The sequence below is a fragment of the Sorangium sp. So ce367 genome, assembly GCF_051520455.1.
GTDB lineage: Bacteria > Myxococcota_A > Polyangia > Polyangiales > Polyangiaceae > Sorangium > Sorangium cellulosum_B.
Map to the genome: position 1 here is coordinate 5,802,325 of NZ_CP150334.1, position 16,765 is coordinate 5,819,089.

The window sequence follows — 16,765 nt, forward strand, 5'->3', positions numbered from 1 at the left end:
CCAGCAGTTCAGACCCTGCGGAGCTCGACCACCGGCAGCCCGAGCAGCCGAGCGATCGCCTCGTGAACGACCCGGGCTGCCGCGACGTCCCCGAGGGCGACGGCGCGGCTCAGGGTGCTGGCGAGCGAGGCGACGACGGCGGCCCGAGGCGACATCTCGGTCATCCCGAGTTCGCCAGGCGCCAAGCTCGGTGATTGGGCCCGCGTTGGGCCCACACCTTCCGAGGGGCTGCGATCCGTCGCCATGCCCCGCCGAAATGCCGCCGATAACGACCGAGCGCGACGGTTCACCACCGCAAATTCGTCCTTGGGCGACGACGTACTAGCCTTGCCAGGGTGGATCCGTACGACCCCGTGGCCCGGTACCTGCCAACCCTCGGGCGTGCCCGCACCGAGGGGCTCGCGCTGCCGCCCGGCGCGCCGGCCGAGGAGCGCCGCGTGGCAGCGCTGGTGGTGCTCGCGTCGATCGTGCGCCGTGAAGGCTGGACCGAGGTCGTCGACCTCAGCGTGGAGGACGCGCTGCAGATCGCGCCGGGAGAGCCGCCGCTCCCCGAGGCCTTCGAGGCGCGTGCCCACCGGCGCCTGGTCGAGCATCTCGGCCTCCGGCCCTGCGCCGCGTGCGCCGGCGCCAGCGCGAGCCCCGTCGTCTGCGCGTCCTGCATGGGCGACGGCCATCTGCGGCGGGCGCGCATCCGCCACGTGCAGGACCGCCCGATCGAGGTGCGCGAGCTCTACGCGCCGCGCGAGATGTCCTTCGTGCCGGCGCTGTTCTCATTCGAGAGCGCCCTGAAGCGCGCGCTTGGCGCCGCGGATCCCCCCGAGCCGCTGCGCTGCCTCGACCTCCGCCCCCGGGCGGTGCGCACCGCCTACCGAGGCGGCGGCGACCGGGCGGTCGAGCCGGATTTTCATGGGCACCATTTTGCCGGCACGATCGAGAGCGCGGTGACCACCCTCGGCGCGTTCGCCGCGGGCGGCCGGATCGTGGCGCAGGCGGTGCGCGCCTACGCGTGGCCGCTGCTCTGGCTGCGCTACGATCCCGGCGAGCCCGCGCGCGAGGTGATCGTCTTCCCCGATCTCACCGGCGCGCTCCAGGCCTTCTCGGGCACCAGCCCGGGCGAGCTCGGCGGCCCGTGACGACACGGATCCTGCGCGCGCCTCAGCACCCGATCACCACCTGCTGCTGCTGAGACAGCAACGGAGCCGCCCACCACCCGGTTCCGCGCCGTGACGGCCGGTCAATGAACACCGCGTGACGCTCCCCGCGCCCGCGCTCTCCCGCGCGCAGGACGAAGGCTAGAAGTCCGGCCATCCATCCATTGATGGCCGGACTTCTGGTGGGCGGGACTCAGGTGAGCCCGGGGAGCGCGCCGGTGCTGTACTGCGGGTCGCCGAACGTCTTGTCGTCGGTGCCCATCGCGTTCGCGATCGTGACGAGCAGATCGTTGTGCTGGCGGGCAGAGCCGCCGTTCGCCAGATAGTCCACGAAGCGGCCGGTGCGGAAGACCCCGCCCGCGCTGCCGGCGAGCAAGAACGGGATGTTCGTGAGCGCGTGCTGCCTCGACTCGCCGATCTCGGTGACCCACAGGACGACGGTGTTGTCGAGGAGCGTGCGATCCCCTTCCGCGTACGAGTCGAGCTTACCGAGCAGGTAGGCGAGCTGCTCCGCGAACCACGTGTGGATCTTCATGTACTTCTCGTCACCCGCCGCGTTCCACTCGTGGGAGATGGCATGGTGATTCTGCGTGAGACCGAGGAACGGGTACAGGTGCTCGCTCTCGGCGTACGACCACTGGATCGTGGCGACCCGCGTGAGGTCGCACGCGAGCGCCGCGGCCATCATGTCCATCTGGAGCTTGCCGATGGCGGGCATGTTGTCGTCCTTCGAGAGGTCGATGCGGTCGCCCAGCGCCGGGGCCTGGCAGCTGCCCGTGGTCGGGGTGCCGCCGCCGCCGTTCGAAGAGCCGCCGCCGGCCAGGCGCGCCTCGATGTCCCGGATCGACTGCAGGTGCGAGTCGAGCTTGATGCGATCTTCCTTGCCGATGCGAGGCCGCACGTCGGCGATGTCCTCGCGGAGGAGATCGAACACGGTCCGACGCTGCGCGCGGAGCCGATCCAGCGCGGTAGCGCCGCCCGGGTCCTGGCCCGGGTCGGGCACCGTGGCCCCGAAGAGCTGCTGGAACGTGTCGTAAGGGTCCTCGCGGGGCGGGATGGGCTGGTCCGGCCCGGCGTAGCTGAGCCGACCGCGCACCTCCGCGTCACGGACCTGGACGCCGAGCTCCAGGGTCTTGAACAGCGTGCTCGGCTGAAGCTTGTTCGCGATGTGCTGATCGAGCGAGATCCCCGACGACCAGCCGGCGTTGGTGGACATGAAGCTCTTGAAGTTGCCCTTGAGCAGCGCCCGCCCCGTCAGCAGCCCCCCGATGCCACGAGCGTGCTCGGAGCCGATGTTCGAGTTGACAACGACGTTCATGTTGACGCCGCGCATCGGGATAATCTTCGACTTGAACGGCGAGAGCGGCTGGAGCAGCGGGCTCAGCGTGAAGTTGTTCTCGGTGCCCGTGGGCATCCATTTCGACTCCATGGTGCCGTTCGGCGTGTAGAACACCACGAAGCGCTTGGGCGCCGTGGTCTCTTGCCCGCGGGCCAGCTCGGAGTTCAGCAGCGGGATCGTCGCCGTCGCCGCCAGCGCGCCCTGGAGCATCCGCCGTCGAGAGATCATTCGCGGTTTCATGTCACTCCTCCTCTGCGATCGCGCTGCGGTACAGGAACGCGTCGGTCTGCGTCGTCGCCACGATGAGCTCCACGAGATCCCCCTCGGAGCCGTGGAACCCTGCGCGCAGCCCGTCCAGCGAGCACTCGTCGTCGATGTTCTCGAAGCGCCCCGCCGTGTAGCGGAACCATTGCGTCGCGAGGCACTCGCGGACCTGCGCGCTCCCGGCGAGCTTCTCCGCCAGCTGGCGAACGCCGACGAACGGGCCGTCCATGTCATCGGACAGGACCATCTCCCCGGAGACGTCGATGACCTGCCCGCCCTCCTCGGTGCGGTACGCGCCCACGGCGTCGAAGTTCTCGAACGCGAAGCCGATCGGATCCATCAGCTGATGGCAGCCGGCGCACCTGGCATTGGAGGCGTGCTGGTTGAACCGTTCACGCGCTGTGACGCCCTCCTCGCCGGTGGGCGGCGTGAGGTCGACGTCGTCAGGAGGAGGCGGCGGGTCCTGGCACATGAACTTCGAACGGATGGCCTTGCCGCGCAGCACCGGAGAGGTCTGATCGGGGTGCGCGTGGACGGCCAGGAACGCGGGCTGCGTGAGCACCCCCGAGCGCTGGTCCGGCGGCAGCTCCACGAGCTGGGGTGTGGTCGAGCCGGGCGGGACCGTCACGCCGTAGAGCTCGGCGACGGACTCGGTGGCAAAGCCGACGGGCAGCGTGAGCAGGCTCGAGAGCTTGTGGTCCCCGGACCACAGCACGTGCTCGACGAACGCGGGAGTCTCGGCGCGGATCCCCGCGACGAGCTCGTCGTCGTACCCGGGGAACTGGCTCTCCTCCTTGACGATGGTCTCGAGCTTCCCGAGGTTGAGCCATTGCTTGTAGAACTCCGTGACGGCCCGGCGCGCCCGCGGGTGCTCCAGCATCTGGCGGGTTCGCTCGGCGAGCTGCTCGCGGGTATCGAGCAGGCCCGCCTCGGCGGCATCGAGCAGCTCGTCGTCGGGGCCCGACGCCCAGACGAGGTACGACAGGCGCGACGCCATCTCGTACGGGTCGAGGCGCACCCGCGACGAGGAGGCATCGAGATCGTGACGCAGCTCCAGGCGGAACAGGAACTTCGGCGATTGCAGCGCGGCCCGGAGGACGACCTCGATGCCCTCACGGAACGACCCGTCGGTGCGCCCCGCGGCGTAGGCGCGCATCAGCCGGTCGACCTCCGACACCTCGAGCGGTCGACGGTACGCGCGACGGCCGAAGTCCTGGACGAATTGCCGCGCGCACGCCTCTTCCTGGGCGACTTGCCCCTCGACCGCGGCCGGATCACACGGCACGAGCTTCGACAGATCGCCCCCGACGGCCTCGGTCGCGAGCGCCTCGGCAGCGAGGAGGTACTTCTCCGCGTGCAGCGCAGACACGGTCAGCACCGTCGCGTTGTTGTTGAAGCCGCCGGCGATCTCATCCGGGGGGAATTGATCGGCAGGGGTGAGGGACGTTCCGAGGAGATCTCGGACCGTGTTGTTGTATTCGAATCGCGTCAAACGCCGCTGTGGTGCGAGGATCCGCTCGGCGCCGCACACCGGGGGATCGCCTCCTTGTCCGGACGTCGAGCCGTCCTCCCCGGAGCCGGAGCTGGAGCCGGTGTTCGCCGCTCCGATCTGCCCGTTACCGCACCCGGCCGCGGCCGTCAGCGCGAGCGTCGCCAGGAGCGCGTGACCGGCTCGCCAGCGACGATATCCCAAGTCAGCCATACCGTGACCTCCTACCGTCGGTCACAACCTACGGTGAAGCCTCGCCAGACGTCAAGCGTTGCTCCCAGCAATCCACAGAGCAAGACGCCCACGTTCAATGGCCGGACAGCGGTCAACAACGGACCATCCGCCGGCGAAGTCTGATACTGCCCGAAGACTCCACTCCCGTCATATTATGGATCGACTGGCCGGCGCTTGACGCGGCACGCGCCGCGTCAGCCCAGCAGAACCGGGCCAAATGAGGCCTGAGCAGCGAGGCGAGAGCGCGACTCCGTCGCACCTCTCCAGGCCACCCACGCCGCGCACACGAGTAGTCATTGGAAGAATTCCCGCACCGGCGCGTATTGATCACGAACCGCCGAAAGCTCTCCAATTTTTACCAGCGGCGTCACGCGCGCCGCGCCTCGAGGCGTCACGGCGCGGCGGAGACATCGCAGATCACCTGGGCGCCTCGTGCCCGTCGACGACGCGCAGGCTCGGGTGGGCGCGGACGAGCTCGCGCAGGCGCTCCAGGCTCCGCTGTCCCACGGCCTCGTCGCCGATGGGCTGCCAACGCCGGCCCAGATCACGAGCGCCGCCGCGAGCGCCACGACGGCGCCGAGCCGCCCGCGCGCATCGTCCGCGCCTCGGGGCTCCCGCTCACGACCCGACCGGTCCCCTTCGAGGTCGAGCCCTTCACGCTCCACATCGTGTTTCATCCACGCTGGACGGCCGACCCGCGCCATCGCAGCATCCGGGAAAGCCTGATCTCCAGCTCCACCGCGAGAGGCAGCTCCAGGCGTCCACATGAGCGTCCAACGTTCGTGTGGGTCGCCTTGCGGGCGCGATTCGACCGGAGCGCGCGACAGCGCCGCTCAGGCGCTCCACGGCCTCCGTGCAGGTTCGACTCCGAACCTGCTATGCTTGCGTATGGGTCAACGCGTGGTCGCGGTGTTCGGCTGGCTCCTCGCCCTCCTGGTCGTTCCGTCCGGCTGTCATCCCCCGCCGACACAGGCTCCGGCCGCGCTGCCCGCGCGCGCGACTCCGATCCATCACGCGACGCCGACCGTGCGCGATCCGTCGGCCGTGATTGACCCGGACGATGATGCCGGCATCGCCGCGGCGCTCGCCGGCGACGGGCTCGATGGATGGATGCACGGCGCGGCGCCTGCGTCCGGTCTCTTCGTATTCACCTACCGGCTCCCGAACGATTTCTTCCGTTACGCTGACTTTCCGATGATCCCGGGGTCGCCGGAGGTCGCGCGGGAGCTCGCCGGGCTCCAGCGGCATGACCGCCTGCGCGTGTTCGGCAGCCTCGAGAAAAAGGGACCTCAGCGCCATGTCCGCGTGCGCCGCATCGAGGTGCTCACGCGGTTTTCCTCCGGCGTGGACGCGCCGTCGTATGCACACGACACGACCACGCACGCGGCGCTCCTCGGGGGGCGCGCGCTCGTGGGTCGTGTGCACGGCGTCGACGCCGAGGGCAAGATCCTCGTTGTCGAGCTCGCAGACAAGGTGGTGCCGGTCTTCGTGACCCGCCCGGAGCACGTCCGAGATCTGTGGCGCAATGACAAGATCCGGCTGCATTACGTGATCGCCGAGCACCCCGATCGCCCGATCCACCTCCGGCTCGATCCGGCCGTCTCGAGGCCGATCGAGGTGCTGGAGCGCGTGCAGGCAGGTCATGGCCAGCCGATCGAGCTGGAGGGCGATCTCGTGCTCTTCCCGAGGAGCCCGCAGATAAAATTCGACATCTGGGCGCTGCGCGTCGTCGACAGGGATCGGGTGGAGCGCGAGTATACGCTCGTCAATTTCAGCGATCCGGAGCTCTTCAAGGCGATCCGCGACAAGCTCGCGCGGGGCTGGGCGGCGCACCCCAGCGCCCCGGTGGACGCGCGCAACAAGTTCATCAAACCAGGCCTGCGCGTGCGCGCGAGCGGCGTGCTCAACGTGATCTCGCCGGCGCAGGCCAATCCGCAGATCTTGCTGTCGTCGGAGGGGGCGGTCGAGGTGCTCGGAGCTGCTGGAGGGGGATCGATCTCGAGGTGACGGGGGCTCCCGCCTACGCATCGCCCCGACCGACGTTGGCGGTCGCCAGCTCTCCGCCGCTGTCCCGCCAACCTGGGTCAGGTCATGACGACGTATACCAGCGATGTTCGACGACGTTCTCCTCGCGCAGAGCGCTGTCGACCGGTTCAAGGGTGACCCGGCGTGGCCGCATGACCCTGCAACGTGGCACATGCTCCTGAGCCACGTGGCGGGCTTTATGATCGCGGCCAGCCACCCGATCGCGCCAAGCAAGGCGCCGTACGCGGCAGGTCTGCTGCCCGGCTCAAGGCCAGAGCCCGCCGCGGTCGCCTGGTCGCGGACATTCTGAACGAGCGGACACCGGCCAGGCCGCTATCGATCACGCCCTCACGGCGGGCGCGGGGCCTCCGGGAGCGCGCGAGCGCCTCGCGCGGCTCGGACAGCGGCATGGGCGGGCGGCCTTCCGTGGAGCTCATGAAGTACCGCCGCCGTAGCCCGCTCGCCCAGCAGCCGCGGTATCGCACGGCGCGCACGTTCGATAAAATCGTCTCACGCGGGGCGCCGCAGCGCGGCAAGCTCCTCGCGCGAGACGGCACGCACGGCGAAGAGCAGCACCACGTAGACCGGCATGGCAACCGCGATCGCCGCCCACATCCCGCCGAGCGCGAGCGCGTTCCACGCTGCGAGGTACATCAGCGCCGTCGCCCCGAGCGCCCCCGCCACCCGCGCGATCGACACCAGCCGCAACCAGCGCGCCGAGAGCAGGCTGACGGTGGTGAGGATCGCCGCCGAAACGAGTAGCGTCGCGAAGGCCGATCCCACCTCGTGGTAGCGCGGGATCAGGATCAAGTTGCCTATCACATTGGCGACCAGCGCGGCGCCGAGGACCTGCACCAGCACGCGCTCCCGCTTCGCCGCGATGAGCGGCAGGGTCGCGACCATGTACACGAAGGTGAAGGGCACCTGGCAGGCGAGGATCCGCAGCACCGTCGCCGCGCCCTCGAAACCCGCGCGGTCCCCGTAGATCAGCCGGATCACGTCCGGCGCGATGAGGAAGACGCCCGCCCCCACGGGCAGGCCCAGGATCAGCGCGAACGCCACGCAGTTGCGGAAGAGGCGTTTGAAGGCCTCCGGATCGCGCGCGTAGAGGCGCATCCCCGCGGCGTAGGCGACGCCGAGGAAGAGGTCGGCGATCGTCCGGAAGTTCTCGCTCAGCACCCAGGCCGCGCTGTAGACGCCCACCGCGCGCTCGTCGGCGAGGACGCGAAGCAGCACCCGATCGCACTCCTGCAGCGCGACGCCGAGGACGCCGACCAGCCCGATCGGCACGCTCGCCCGCGCAATTCTCCAGAGCTCGGCGTTCGATGTGTTGAAGACCGGCGCGTAGAAGCGGGTACGCAGGAAGTACCACGTGATCCCGAGTTCCAGCACATTGCCGAGCAGGAAGGCCGTCGCGGCGGCTACCACACCGAAGCCGGCGGCGAGCAAGATCGCGGCGAGACCGATCACGAAGAGCCGCGCGATAAGCTCGACGTAGAGGATGTATTCAAAGCGCTCGTGCGCCTCGAAGCTCAGCCACATCGTCGAGTAGAGCAGGTTGGCGAGCTGCGAGAGCGCGGCGAGCACGAGCAGCGTTGCGCCGAGGCCGCTGCGGCCGACGAGGTTGCAGATCATGGTGACACCGAGGATCACCGCGCCCGTCGCTCCGCGAATGAGCAGCGCCGAGCCGAGGTGGCGGGGTCCCAGCTCGTGCCGGACCGCCACCTCGCGCCCGAGATAGGCGCGCACGCCGATGCCCGCGACGAGCGTCACGATGGAGGCGATCGACAGCGACGCCTGGAACTCGCCCCAGGCCGACACGCCAACCGCCCGCGCCATGTAACCGACGAATACGATTCCGAGCACGGCCATAACGACCTGCTTCAGGAACATGAACGCGGCGTTGATCGCGATCCTCCGCCCGTCCCCCATCTCGCGCCTCCTGGTCGACCGCGGTCAGGCAACCGGCGGCGCCGTATCCGGCCCCACCAGAGACGTGAACAGCGGCAGCAGTGATCGCGCCCCGGCAGAGCAGGAGAGCCGCGGATCGCCGGACGCGATGGACTCGAGGTGCGCGTCGATCGCCTCGCGCACGAAGACATCGCGGCTGGCATTGGGCTGCCAGCCGAGCAGGCGCTTGGCCTCCGAGCAGTCGAGCTGCGTGCGCATCCCGCTGCTCTTGAGATCACGGTAGCTCTGCCGCTCGACCGGCCTGCCGGTCAGCAGGCGCTTCAGCGTCGCGAGCACCACCTCCTGCGCCTTCATCACCGCTGGATCACGAGGGTAGAAGCGGAAGGGGCGCAGCGATCGATCGGCGATCATCTGCACGTACTCGCGCGTCGAGGGCCGCACGTCCCCGGCGAGGTTGAAGCTCTTCCCCTCGATCCCGGGAGCGTCGAGCGCCGCGACCAGCGCCGCGGCCACGTCCTGCACCAGCACGAAGGGCATCGGGTGCTCGCCGTCGTCCCAGCCGAGGCAGCAGCGGCCGTCGCGCCAGCGGCCGATTCCGCCGTGGGTGAGGCGCCCGCCGCGGCCGACCACCAGCGCCGGGCGGAGGATGATCACCGGACAGCCCCGCTGCGCGTGGAGATCGAGCAGCAGCTTCTCGGCCTCGGTTTTCCCGCGGGAGTAGTGATTGCGCTCCTCAGGCCGCGGATCGTGGCCGTCGGCGTCGCGTCGAATCCCCTCGCCGCCGAGGTAGAGCGCGTCGGTCGTGCTGGTGAAGACGAGCCGCCGCACGCCGTGGCGCAGGCAGGCCTCGGCAACGTTGCGCGCGCCGCCGACGTAAGAGCGCTCGTACTCCGACCAGGTGGTGCCGTGGTTGACCGCGAGGAGGAACACCGCGCCGGCGCCGGCGATGATCTCGTCCATCCGGGCAGCGTCCTCGACGGCGCCTTTCAGATATCGAACATCGCCCGACTCCGAGGCTCGCTCGCTCACGCCGCGGCTGACCACCTTGATCGATCGAACGCGGCCGCTCAGCTGTGCGACGAGGTGCCGGCCGATGAAGCCCGCGCCGCCGAGGACCACCACATTGTCACTCTGCGCCATGATTGACCTCCAAGGTCTGCGCCCGGTGCGGGGAAGAAGCCGAGGCGTGCGTCCGCGCGCCGAGGGCCGAGACGATGATCTTCTCGCAAGCGTCCACCACCACCGCGCCGTCCTCCAGGCCCTCTGGCAGCGGGACGCCGGCCCCCAGCGCCGAATAGAAGGCCGCAGCACTATCGTGCATGCTCATCGTGTAGGTGTCCAAGTCTACGCCGCGCACCTTGCCGACCATCTCGTCCCGAGCGACAATGATCGCGTCGCGCACCAGGCGGCCGGCGTCGGCGAGGGCCTCCTCGATCGCCGCGGAGCGCGGGTGGAGCGGCGAGCTCTCGTGCAGCGTGAGCGTGCCCTGTCGGAGGTTGGCCAGCGCCGCGCCGTCCTGGCCGAGGACGTGAACCTGCGTGTCCCGGAAGGTCCGGCCGACATCGAGGAAGAGCTGCGCCGTCCCGCGCTCGCAGCGCAGGGACGCCTGCCAGGTGCGGTGAAAGAGGCGCCCCGACGGCAGGATATGGCTGTTGCTCGCCATGGCCGTGGCCTCCTTCACCCCACCGACCAACTGCCGGATGATCGAGAGCGGGTGAGGCGCGAACTCGAGCACCGCATTGCGCGGCTGCTGAAACATAAAATGGCCCTCCATCGACCAGGGTACCGAGGTCGCGGGGACGGTCATGTAGGCCGCGACGTGCTCGACGCGCCCCAGGCGGCAGCGACAGATCTCGTCGACGAGGCGGCGCACCACGGGCGTGAAGGCCGCGCTGTGGTTCACGCCCACGACGCGCCCGGCGCGTGTGGCCGCGGCGCGCAGCGCGGCGCACTCCGCAGTGGAGACCACCATTGGCTTTTCGACGAAGACGTGACAGCCGGCCGCGAGGCAGGCGGTCGCCAGCGCCGCGTGCGCCGCGGGCTGGGACAGGACGTGGACGACGTCGACCTCGCCGGACTCCAGCATAGCGGAGAGCGAGGTGAAGATACGAGGGATTTCGTAACTCTTTTGCAGCGCCTCGGCACGCGGAGCCACGGTGTCACAGACGGCGACGAGCTCTGCCGCGGGGATTCGCCGGAGCACATCCGCGTGCGCGCCGGAGATTCCGCCAGCGCCGAGGAGCCCGACGCGGAACCGAGGATTCGTAAATTTCTCTCTGATCACGCGTGGAGGTTAGCACCCTACGGTGGAATAGCAACCGAAGCACGAGAATCGTAACAGATTGAAACTCATTAATTCGTTGAAGGCGATTTGCGAACGTCCTGCCAGGAACGCGGCTGTTCGAGTCGCAGCGTCAGGCGTAGCGCCATTGCCCACCTTCCGGGGTGGAGCATCATCGACTGTCCCCGGGCACTCCGACAGGCAGGCCTCCTCGCCGCGGCGCGCGTGCACCCCTCGACGCCGACGACCATCCCGATCGACCTCCCTCGGTGGGGTCGGCCGCGCAAACGCGTTCCGGCAAGTTTAGCCCGAACCGCACGGCCAGCCGAAGTGGACATAACGCCCGGTCCGCGTTCTGTCCGTGCCATGCAAATATAGCAAATACCTGGTTGGAGTTCAGGACTTCACCGGTATAGCCCTGGACGACCGGGGCGGGTGCGTGCTGCACCGCTGGGACGAACCGCGCCTGTAGTCCGGCGGCCGTCCGTTGCGGGAGGAAGACGCGCCCGCCGTCGACGCCGCCGATCGGGGTCGCGGCTGCGATTGCCTTCTGGATCGCGATGTCGTTCTGCGCCGCGTGGACCGACGAGCCGGCCTCGGCGCGGAACCAGAACAGGATTCTGGTTCAGATTGGTCCTTCATGCGCCAATTGTCGGCGCGAAACGATGAACGTGCCGGTTTGCAGCCTCATGGGCCACCTTACGGCGTCTTTCGCAGGGTCATGGGGCCACCCCGAACGCGGGGGCGGGGCGGCGCCATCGCGGTAGGAGGGAGTGCCGGCATGAAAAAAGTCCTCTGAGCGCCTGCGCGCGGCGAGCCTGCTGGCAAGGCCTAGCGGCAGGGGCCGGTACCTCGGCTGCTTCGCGCTCGGCGCGATCATGATCGGCGCCTTCTATTAATTGATGTTCGCTTGCGGTGCGAGCTGAAGCGGTCTCTCCGCAGCGACCGAGCGAACGGCTGCGGCGGACGGGGAGCGGTAGTCATGTCGAGGGTCGATGAGCGCGAACCTCGTGAATTAGAGGAGATCATGATTGGCGGCGGGCATTCCATCCTCACGCGCCATTCGCCCTCAGCCGCGCTTGAGCGAGGTGTTCCCGGGTCTCACCAGTCCGTCCTGCGCGTCAGCTAACCCCGAGCACGCGACGCGCTTGATCGCGGCGGAAGAAGGCAATCACACCTCCATTTTCCGCTTGCCCATTGTTTCTTCAGACCACACGCTCTTCCGGGATGGGGCCCCCGCGTGCGCCCCCTCGGAGCGTGATCCTTCCGTATTTCGAGCGAGCGCGCCCTCCAGCTCGGGCCGCTCGCGACGTTCGTCCGTAAGATCCCAGGACGCTCCGAGCGCCCGCTTCACTGCCTCGTGTCCCGACGGCCCTGCTCTCGGAGGTGCGCCCGTGAAACCAGCGTTCGTCCTGCCGCTCGCCATCGTATCGTCGTGCCTCGCCTCCGCCGCTGCCGCCGCCGAGCAGGCGTGCGGGTACTCCAGCGCCGGCTGGAACGCGCCGAACGGCGCGGCGGTGTTCAGCGCCGGCTCGGGGCCGATCGGAGACGTCCTTAACGCCGTCGGCGAGTTCCGGACGCACTCGATGCTGTCACACGGACCCGGACGGTGGGTGACGCATGCCACCATGAAGCAGCCGCGCGAGAACTCCTGGCCTGAGGTGTGCAGCACGCCCATCGTATCGAGCGATCTGCTCGATGGTTATCCCGGGCTCGCGCAGGTCAACCAGGGTGGGATCTACCGCTTCCTCTACGGGAGCGGCGGCAGCGGCCCGGCCGCGCTGACCTACCAGGTCGGCGACCCCAAGCGGGCCGCGTCGATCGGCGAAGCCATCTGGTGGGAGGTGCCCTACTACGCCGAGCGCTCGAGCATCGACGAAGGGGTCGAGATCGCTCGGCTGAGCGTTCGCGGCGGCCGGGTGCGCTACTCGTTCTTCCAGTACCGTGACACCGAGGGCACGCCCACCGGCGGGCCGGCGTGGAACAACGGTATGGTTTGCTCGTCATTCCTGGCCTACGCGCACCATCTCGACGGCCAGGGCGCCATCCCGCCGTACACGTACAGCCACGCCAAGCTCACCAGCGCGGCCAACGCCCTTCACGGCGGGGTGATGGACAGCTGCGAGAACAGCCTGGGGTTCTGGGGCTCGATCGGCACATCGATCGTCTGCCTCTCGGACGTCTGCGAGAAGGCCGCCAATCAGGTCGCGAACTGCATGGCCTCGCACGCATGCAACACCGGCAGCGGCAGCGTGTGGAGAGGAGTCCGAGACGACCCGAAGACCGTCGCCGTGTCCATCAGCCCCGACCGCATCGGCGGCTGGAGCGGGCACCCCTGGGGGACGCAGGCCGGCGCGACCGTCTGGTCCGCCGATACGAACCACAACGTCCAGTGGAACTCCGGAGGCAACGTCTACGGGTGCTGGTACTGACGGACGTTCGAGCACAGTAACGTGAGGAGCTCCGGCCATGACGACCAGGATCGGCGAGCATCGGTCAAAGGCGCAATGGGTCGGTGTGGTGGTGCTCGCCGCCGCGCTGTGGGTCCTGGTCTGGTCGGTCCGCCCTGCCAAGGCGCCCGAGCCCGTGCAGGCAGCGCCGAAGGCGAGCGCGCCGGAGGCCCCGCCGCGCGCCGGACGCGCGGCGAGCGCTGCCGCGGCGAGCGCCGCCGTGGCGAGGGCGCCCGCGGAGGACCCGGCGCCCATCATCGACGAGATCGAGGTCGAGAAGCCGGAAGTGTGCGCCGGCGAAGAGAACCTCATCACCGTGCGATCGCATACCACGAACGGGACAGATGAATACCTCCACGGCGTCATCGGCACGCGCGCCGGATCGCGGGTGCCGCTCCGCATCTGGCCCGAGATGGACGGGTCGTACGAGATGCCCACCATCTCCGTGTTCGGGCGGAACAACGCGGTGACTCAGATCGAGGTCCCGAGATACAAGGTCAACGCCTGCAAGCCGGAGCGGATCGTCGTCATCACCCACAGGCTCCTGCCGAGCACCCCCGGTGAATTCGAGCTCACGGCGCAGATCGTCGACGTCGGGCTCAAGGACGACCCCGACGCGAGGCCGTTCAAGCCGGCGAGTTATGCCTGGGTGTTCGACGACGGCGGCTCGGAGAAGACGAAGGCGCCGTTCGTGACCCACAGCTACGAGCGCCGCCCGCAAACCGCGCTCGTCTCCGAGTTTCTGATCCGGGTGGAGGTCCAGGGCGAAGCGGGCGAGAAGCTCACCGGACGCGCCCTGCTCCAGATCCCGAACATGATGTTTCAGGACCTCGCGGAGCGGGGGGTCGTGACCATCGCGGCGACGCCGACGCCCCGCTTTCCCCGGCAGGACGCCGACGGCGTGGTCCGGCAGACCTTCCGCCTCTGGCATCACCGCGACGCGCCGGTCCGGATCGATACGGTCACGGCGATGCGGCACTTCGCGGGGGCGTCGAGCGCCTCACCGCTCGACAAGGCCTCGCTCGGCCTTGTCGAGATCCCACCCGGGCAAGGGGTCGATGTGGAGGTGAGGCTCGACACGGCGCGTGAACCGGATGTCTTCACCGTCACGTACATGCTCGAGGGGGAGACGGCGGAGGGGCACGCGGCGCGCGGGACGTTCTCGCTGATGAAGCCGCCGCCCGCGCCGACCAAGGAGTCGAGCACACCGGTCATGGAGCCCGTCCTCCTCGCCAAGATCAAGCGGGCGCGAGAGCTCCTCGCGCAGGAGTTCGTCACCGACGAGGACATCTGGCGCCTGGAGCGAGAGGGAAAGATGGCGGACCTCGACGTCTCGCCGCCGCTGACGAAAGAGCCATAGCCCGATCAGCGTGCCTCGGCCCGCCGCGCGCCGTCGGCCGCGGCGGCGTCGGCGCGGTTCATCCGCTGGATGCAGAGCTTGAGGCCGGCGCGGAGGTTGCCCATCGTGATGATCCCCGAGAGATCGACCCCGAGCGCGATCATCGTTTGCGCCACGTTCGAGCGGATACCCGTGATCACGCCCTCCGCGCCGAGGAGCCGTATCGCGCGGACCATCTCGATGAGGTAGCTCGCCGTCTTCGTGTCGACGGCGTCGACCCCGGTCAGATCGAGTATCGCGAAGCGCGCCCCCTTGGTCGAGATCGCGTCGAGGAGGCTGTCCATCACCTCGGAGGTCCTCACGCTGTCGACGACGCCGACCATCGGGAGCGTCAGCACGCGATCCCAGACCTCGATGATAGGCGTCGACAGCGCGCGAATCACCTGCTGCTGGGCCTGGATCATGTCGAGCCGCGCCTGGAGCTCGGCCTCCTTGCGCTTCACGTCCGTGATGTCGAACGTCACGGACACCGCGCCGTTCTGCGCGCCGCTCTCGTCGAAGATGGGGAGCAGCCAGGATCGCCATGAGACGCCGTGGGCCTCGGCCTGACTGTCCACCACCTCTCCCGCCAGCACGCGCCGCATCCCGTCCGCGGCCGCCTGGTTGGACCCGTAGAGGTCGAAGACGTTCTTGCCGATGAGCGCCCCAGGCTTCACGCCCGAGTTCTCGAGCCCCTTGCCGTCATGGTGGGTGAAGACCCCATCGCGATCATACTTGCACGCGGCGATTGGGACGTGATCGAGGATGGCGCGCAGGATGATCGAGTCGTCCCGCGACGCTTCCGCCAGGCGGCCGCGGTCGGTCACGTCCTGCCCGATGAAGAGCCTGCGCACCACCTGGCCGTCGGCGCCGCGCATCGGCTCGTGCACCCACGCACACGCGACGACGCGCCCGTCCTTCCGCCGGTGCTCGGCGGAGAGCGGCGCGCCGCCCTGCCCGTCGCAGAGGCGTCGCCAGAGCTCGGCGTCGGCGCTGCGGAGCGCCGTGTCCGCGAGGCGGCGGCCAATCACCTCTTCCCCGGTATAACCCAGCAGCCGCTCCGCCCCGGCGCTCCACGCGGCGATCTCGAGAGATCCGACGTCGCCCGTGCACTCCACGGCGATGAACGGTCCGTTCAGGACCGCGTTCATGTAGCTCGTCGCGATCTCGAGCTCGTCCGGGCCGGCCACCTGGTCCATGCACCGCACTCTACCGGGCACGTGCTCGGCATGTCGAGAAAAACGGCCGCGCCCGAAGGTCAGCTCCCTCGCTTCATCGTGGCCTCGATGAGCCCGTGCGGCTCGTCGACCGGGACGAAGATCTCGTTGTCGTTGGTGAGCCCGAAGGGTGCGAGATCGACGAGCAGGCAGTGCTTGTTGGGGAGCGAGAGGCTCACCTCGTCGATGGCAGGACAGGCGGCGAGCACCGCCTCCCCCAGGTCATGAATGGTGTGCTGCACCGAGAGGCTGTGTCGCTCTGCGAACGTCTCGATCAGGGCGCGGCGGGCGCGCTCCCACGTCGCCGTGGGCGCCGGGTCGCGGCCGGCCGCGCGCCAGCGGGCCACCATGAGCGTCGAGAGGATGCGGTCCCCGGTCTCCTTGAGCGTCGTGTACGCGTCGCGCGGGAAACCCGAGAACGCCGAGCCGGTGGTCTTGAGGACGAGGAGATCCGCGATGCCGGACGTGATCTCGACACCGCCGGGAGCCGCGGAGATCTCCGCGGTCCGCCGCTCCCCTGCCGCGCGGAGGAAGGCGTGAGGGTGCGGCGCGCCGCCCGCGTCGATGCGAGACCAGACGTTCTCCGCGATAGCGACCCTCGCCCGCAGGGTGTGCGGCTTGCCGAGGAAGTGTTCGGCGAGCAGGACGCCGAAGTCCTCGATCGGCTCGACCGGGTGACCCTTGGCGAGCGCGTACACGGTGTTCTTCATCGTGTCCGTGGGCAGCACCTTGCTGTTGTCACCCTTCGTGTAAGCGTCGTCGAACTCGCCCTCCAGCTGGACATCGACCTGGACGTCGGTGAGCTCGTGCCGCGCGCCCGCGCGACGGACCTTCACGAGCCGCACCCTCGATTTGCCGTAGGCGTTCCGCATTAACGAGATTGACATCGTTCTTCAGCTCCCGCGCCGGGCGACGACGCTCTTTTGATGGCGCGGGAGAGACGGTAGCTTGAAGCGCGACGCCGGCTCAAGCCTGGCGGGTCCCCTCGCCCTCGACCCGCGGCGCGCGACGACGCTCCAGCGGCGG

The 16,765-nt window shown here is 69.1% G+C and carries 14 protein-coding genes; 5 read left to right on the forward strand and 9 right to left on the reverse strand.

The genetic code is table 11. The features are described from left to right. Positions 1-8: 8 nt before the first annotated feature. Positions 9-155, reverse strand: coding sequence for a hypothetical protein (locus WME97_RS22070; RefSeq protein ID WP_437301705.1), 147 nt, complete (start codon positions 153-155; stop codon positions 9-11). A gap of 180 nt (positions 156-335) precedes the next feature. On the opposite strand from WME97_RS22070, the gene WME97_RS22075 reads away from it, so the two are divergent. Further along, positions 336-1,133, forward strand: a complete 798-nt coding sequence (locus WME97_RS22075) for a hypothetical protein (protein WP_437554647.1) — start codon at positions 336-338, stop codon at positions 1,131-1,133. Positions 1,134-1,344: 211 nt separating this feature from the next. Here the strand turns inward: WME97_RS22075 and WME97_RS22080 are convergent, their stop codons facing one another. The 3 genes from WME97_RS22080 to WME97_RS22090 all read right to left on the reverse strand — a co-directional run bounded on the left by WME97_RS22080 (position 1,345) and on the right by WME97_RS22090 (position 5,144). Further along, positions 1,345-2,730, reverse strand: a complete 1,386-nt coding sequence (locus WME97_RS22080) for a DUF1552 domain-containing protein (protein ID WP_437554648.1) — start codon at positions 2,728-2,730, stop codon at positions 1,345-1,347. Position 2,731: 1 nt separating this feature from the next. Further along, complete coding sequence (locus WME97_RS22085) at positions 2,732-4,456, reverse strand: DUF1592 domain-containing protein (protein WP_437554650.1); 1,725 nt, start codon at positions 4,454-4,456, stop codon at positions 2,732-2,734. 565 nt (positions 4,457-5,021) lie between these two features. Continuing rightward, positions 5,022-5,144: a hypothetical protein gene (locus tag WME97_RS22090; protein WP_437554651.1), complete on the reverse strand. Its 123-nt coding sequence runs from the start codon at positions 5,142-5,144 to the stop codon at positions 5,022-5,024. A gap of 221 nt (positions 5,145-5,365) precedes the next feature. Between WME97_RS22090 and WME97_RS22095 the strand changes: the two genes are divergently transcribed. Both WME97_RS22095 and WME97_RS22100 read left to right on the forward strand, forming a co-directional pair. Beyond that, positions 5,366-6,484, forward strand: coding sequence for a hypothetical protein (locus tag WME97_RS22095; protein ID WP_437554653.1), 1,119 nt, complete (start codon positions 5,366-5,368; stop codon positions 6,482-6,484). Between the two features lie 103 nt (positions 6,485-6,587). Continuing rightward, on the forward strand, positions 6,588-6,812 hold the full coding sequence (locus tag WME97_RS22100; RefSeq protein WP_437554654.1) for a hypothetical protein: 225 nt from the start codon (positions 6,588-6,590) through the stop codon (positions 6,810-6,812). Between the two features lie 200 nt (positions 6,813-7,012). Here WME97_RS22100 and WME97_RS22105 read toward each other — a convergent pair whose 3' ends face one another. The 3 genes from WME97_RS22105 to WME97_RS22115 are packed head-to-tail and all read right to left on the reverse strand — an operon-like array spanning position 7,013 to position 10,697. Beyond that, positions 7,013-8,434, reverse strand: coding sequence for a flippase (locus WME97_RS22105; protein WP_437554656.1), 1,422 nt, complete (start codon positions 8,432-8,434; stop codon positions 7,013-7,015). Between the two features lie 24 nt (positions 8,435-8,458). After that, positions 8,459-9,553, reverse strand: coding sequence for an NAD-dependent epimerase/dehydratase family protein (locus tag WME97_RS22110; RefSeq protein ID WP_437554658.1), 1,095 nt, complete (start codon positions 9,551-9,553; stop codon positions 8,459-8,461). Then, positions 9,540-10,697, reverse strand: a complete 1,158-nt coding sequence (locus WME97_RS22115; protein ID WP_437554660.1) for a Gfo/Idh/MocA family protein — start codon at positions 10,695-10,697, stop codon at positions 9,540-9,542. Before WME97_RS22115 ends, WME97_RS22110 begins: the two co-directional genes overlap by 14 nt. 1,391 nt (positions 10,698-12,088) lie before the next feature. Here WME97_RS22115 and WME97_RS22120 point away from each other — a divergent pair. Together WME97_RS22120 and WME97_RS22125 are read left to right on the forward strand one after the other, a co-directional pair. Beyond that, the gene (locus tag WME97_RS22120) at positions 12,089-13,126 is read left to right on the forward strand and encodes a hypothetical protein (protein WP_437554662.1); all 1,038 of its coding nucleotides are present in this window, start codon (positions 12,089-12,091) and stop codon (positions 13,124-13,126) included. 37 nt (positions 13,127-13,163) lie between these two features. Beyond that, positions 13,164-14,504 carry a hypothetical protein gene (locus tag WME97_RS22125; protein WP_437554664.1) on the forward strand — a complete coding sequence of 447 codons (1,341 nt, stop codon included), beginning with the start codon at positions 13,164-13,166 and terminating at the stop codon, positions 14,502-14,504. Between the two features lie 5 nt (positions 14,505-14,509). Here the strand turns inward: WME97_RS22125 and WME97_RS22130 are convergent, their stop codons facing one another. Next, complete coding sequence (locus tag WME97_RS22130; RefSeq protein ID WP_437554666.1) at positions 14,510-15,721, reverse strand: PAS domain S-box protein; 1,212 nt, start codon at positions 15,719-15,721, stop codon at positions 14,510-14,512. A 59-nt stretch (positions 15,722-15,780) separates the two neighbouring features. Then, positions 15,781-16,626, reverse strand: a complete 846-nt coding sequence (gene pucL, locus WME97_RS22135) for a factor-independent urate hydroxylase (protein WP_437554668.1) — start codon at positions 16,624-16,626, stop codon at positions 15,781-15,783. Between the last annotated feature and the right edge of the window lie 139 nt (positions 16,627-16,765).

Coding starts and splice junctions, on each gene's coding strand:
- WME97_RS22070 (WP_437301705.1), bottom strand. CDS start 155: ATGTCGCCTCGGGCCGCCGTCGTCGCCTCGCTCGCCAGCACCCTGAGC.
- WME97_RS22080 (WP_437554648.1), bottom strand. CDS start 2,730: ATGAAACCGCGAATGATCTCTCGACGGCGGATGCTCCAGGGCGCGCTG.
- WME97_RS22085 (WP_437554650.1), bottom strand. CDS start 4,456: ATGGCTGACTTGGGATATCGTCGCTGGCGAGCCGGTCACGCGCTCCTG.
- WME97_RS22090 (WP_437554651.1), bottom strand. CDS start 5,144: ATGTGGAGCGTGAAGGGCTCGACCTCGAAGGGGACCGGTCGGGTCGTG.
- WME97_RS22095 (WP_437554653.1), top strand. CDS start 5,366: ATGGGTCAACGCGTGGTCGCGGTGTTCGGCTGGCTCCTCGCCCTCCTG.
- WME97_RS22100 (WP_437554654.1), top strand. CDS start 6,588: ATGTTCGACGACGTTCTCCTCGCGCAGAGCGCTGTCGACCGGTTCAAG.
- WME97_RS22105 (WP_437554656.1), bottom strand. CDS start 8,434: ATGGGGGACGGGCGGAGGATCGCGATCAACGCCGCGTTCATGTTCCTG.
- WME97_RS22110 (WP_437554658.1), bottom strand. CDS start 9,553: ATGGCGCAGAGTGACAATGTGGTGGTCCTCGGCGGCGCGGGCTTCATC.
- WME97_RS22125 (WP_437554664.1), top strand. CDS start 13,164: ATGACGACCAGGATCGGCGAGCATCGGTCAAAGGCGCAATGGGTCGGT.
- WME97_RS22130 (WP_437554666.1), bottom strand. CDS start 15,721: ATGGACCAGGTGGCCGGCCCGGACGAGCTCGAGATCGCGACGAGCTAC.
- pucL (WP_437554668.1), bottom strand. CDS start 16,626: ATGTCAATCTCGTTAATGCGGAACGCCTACGGCAAATCGAGGGTGCGG.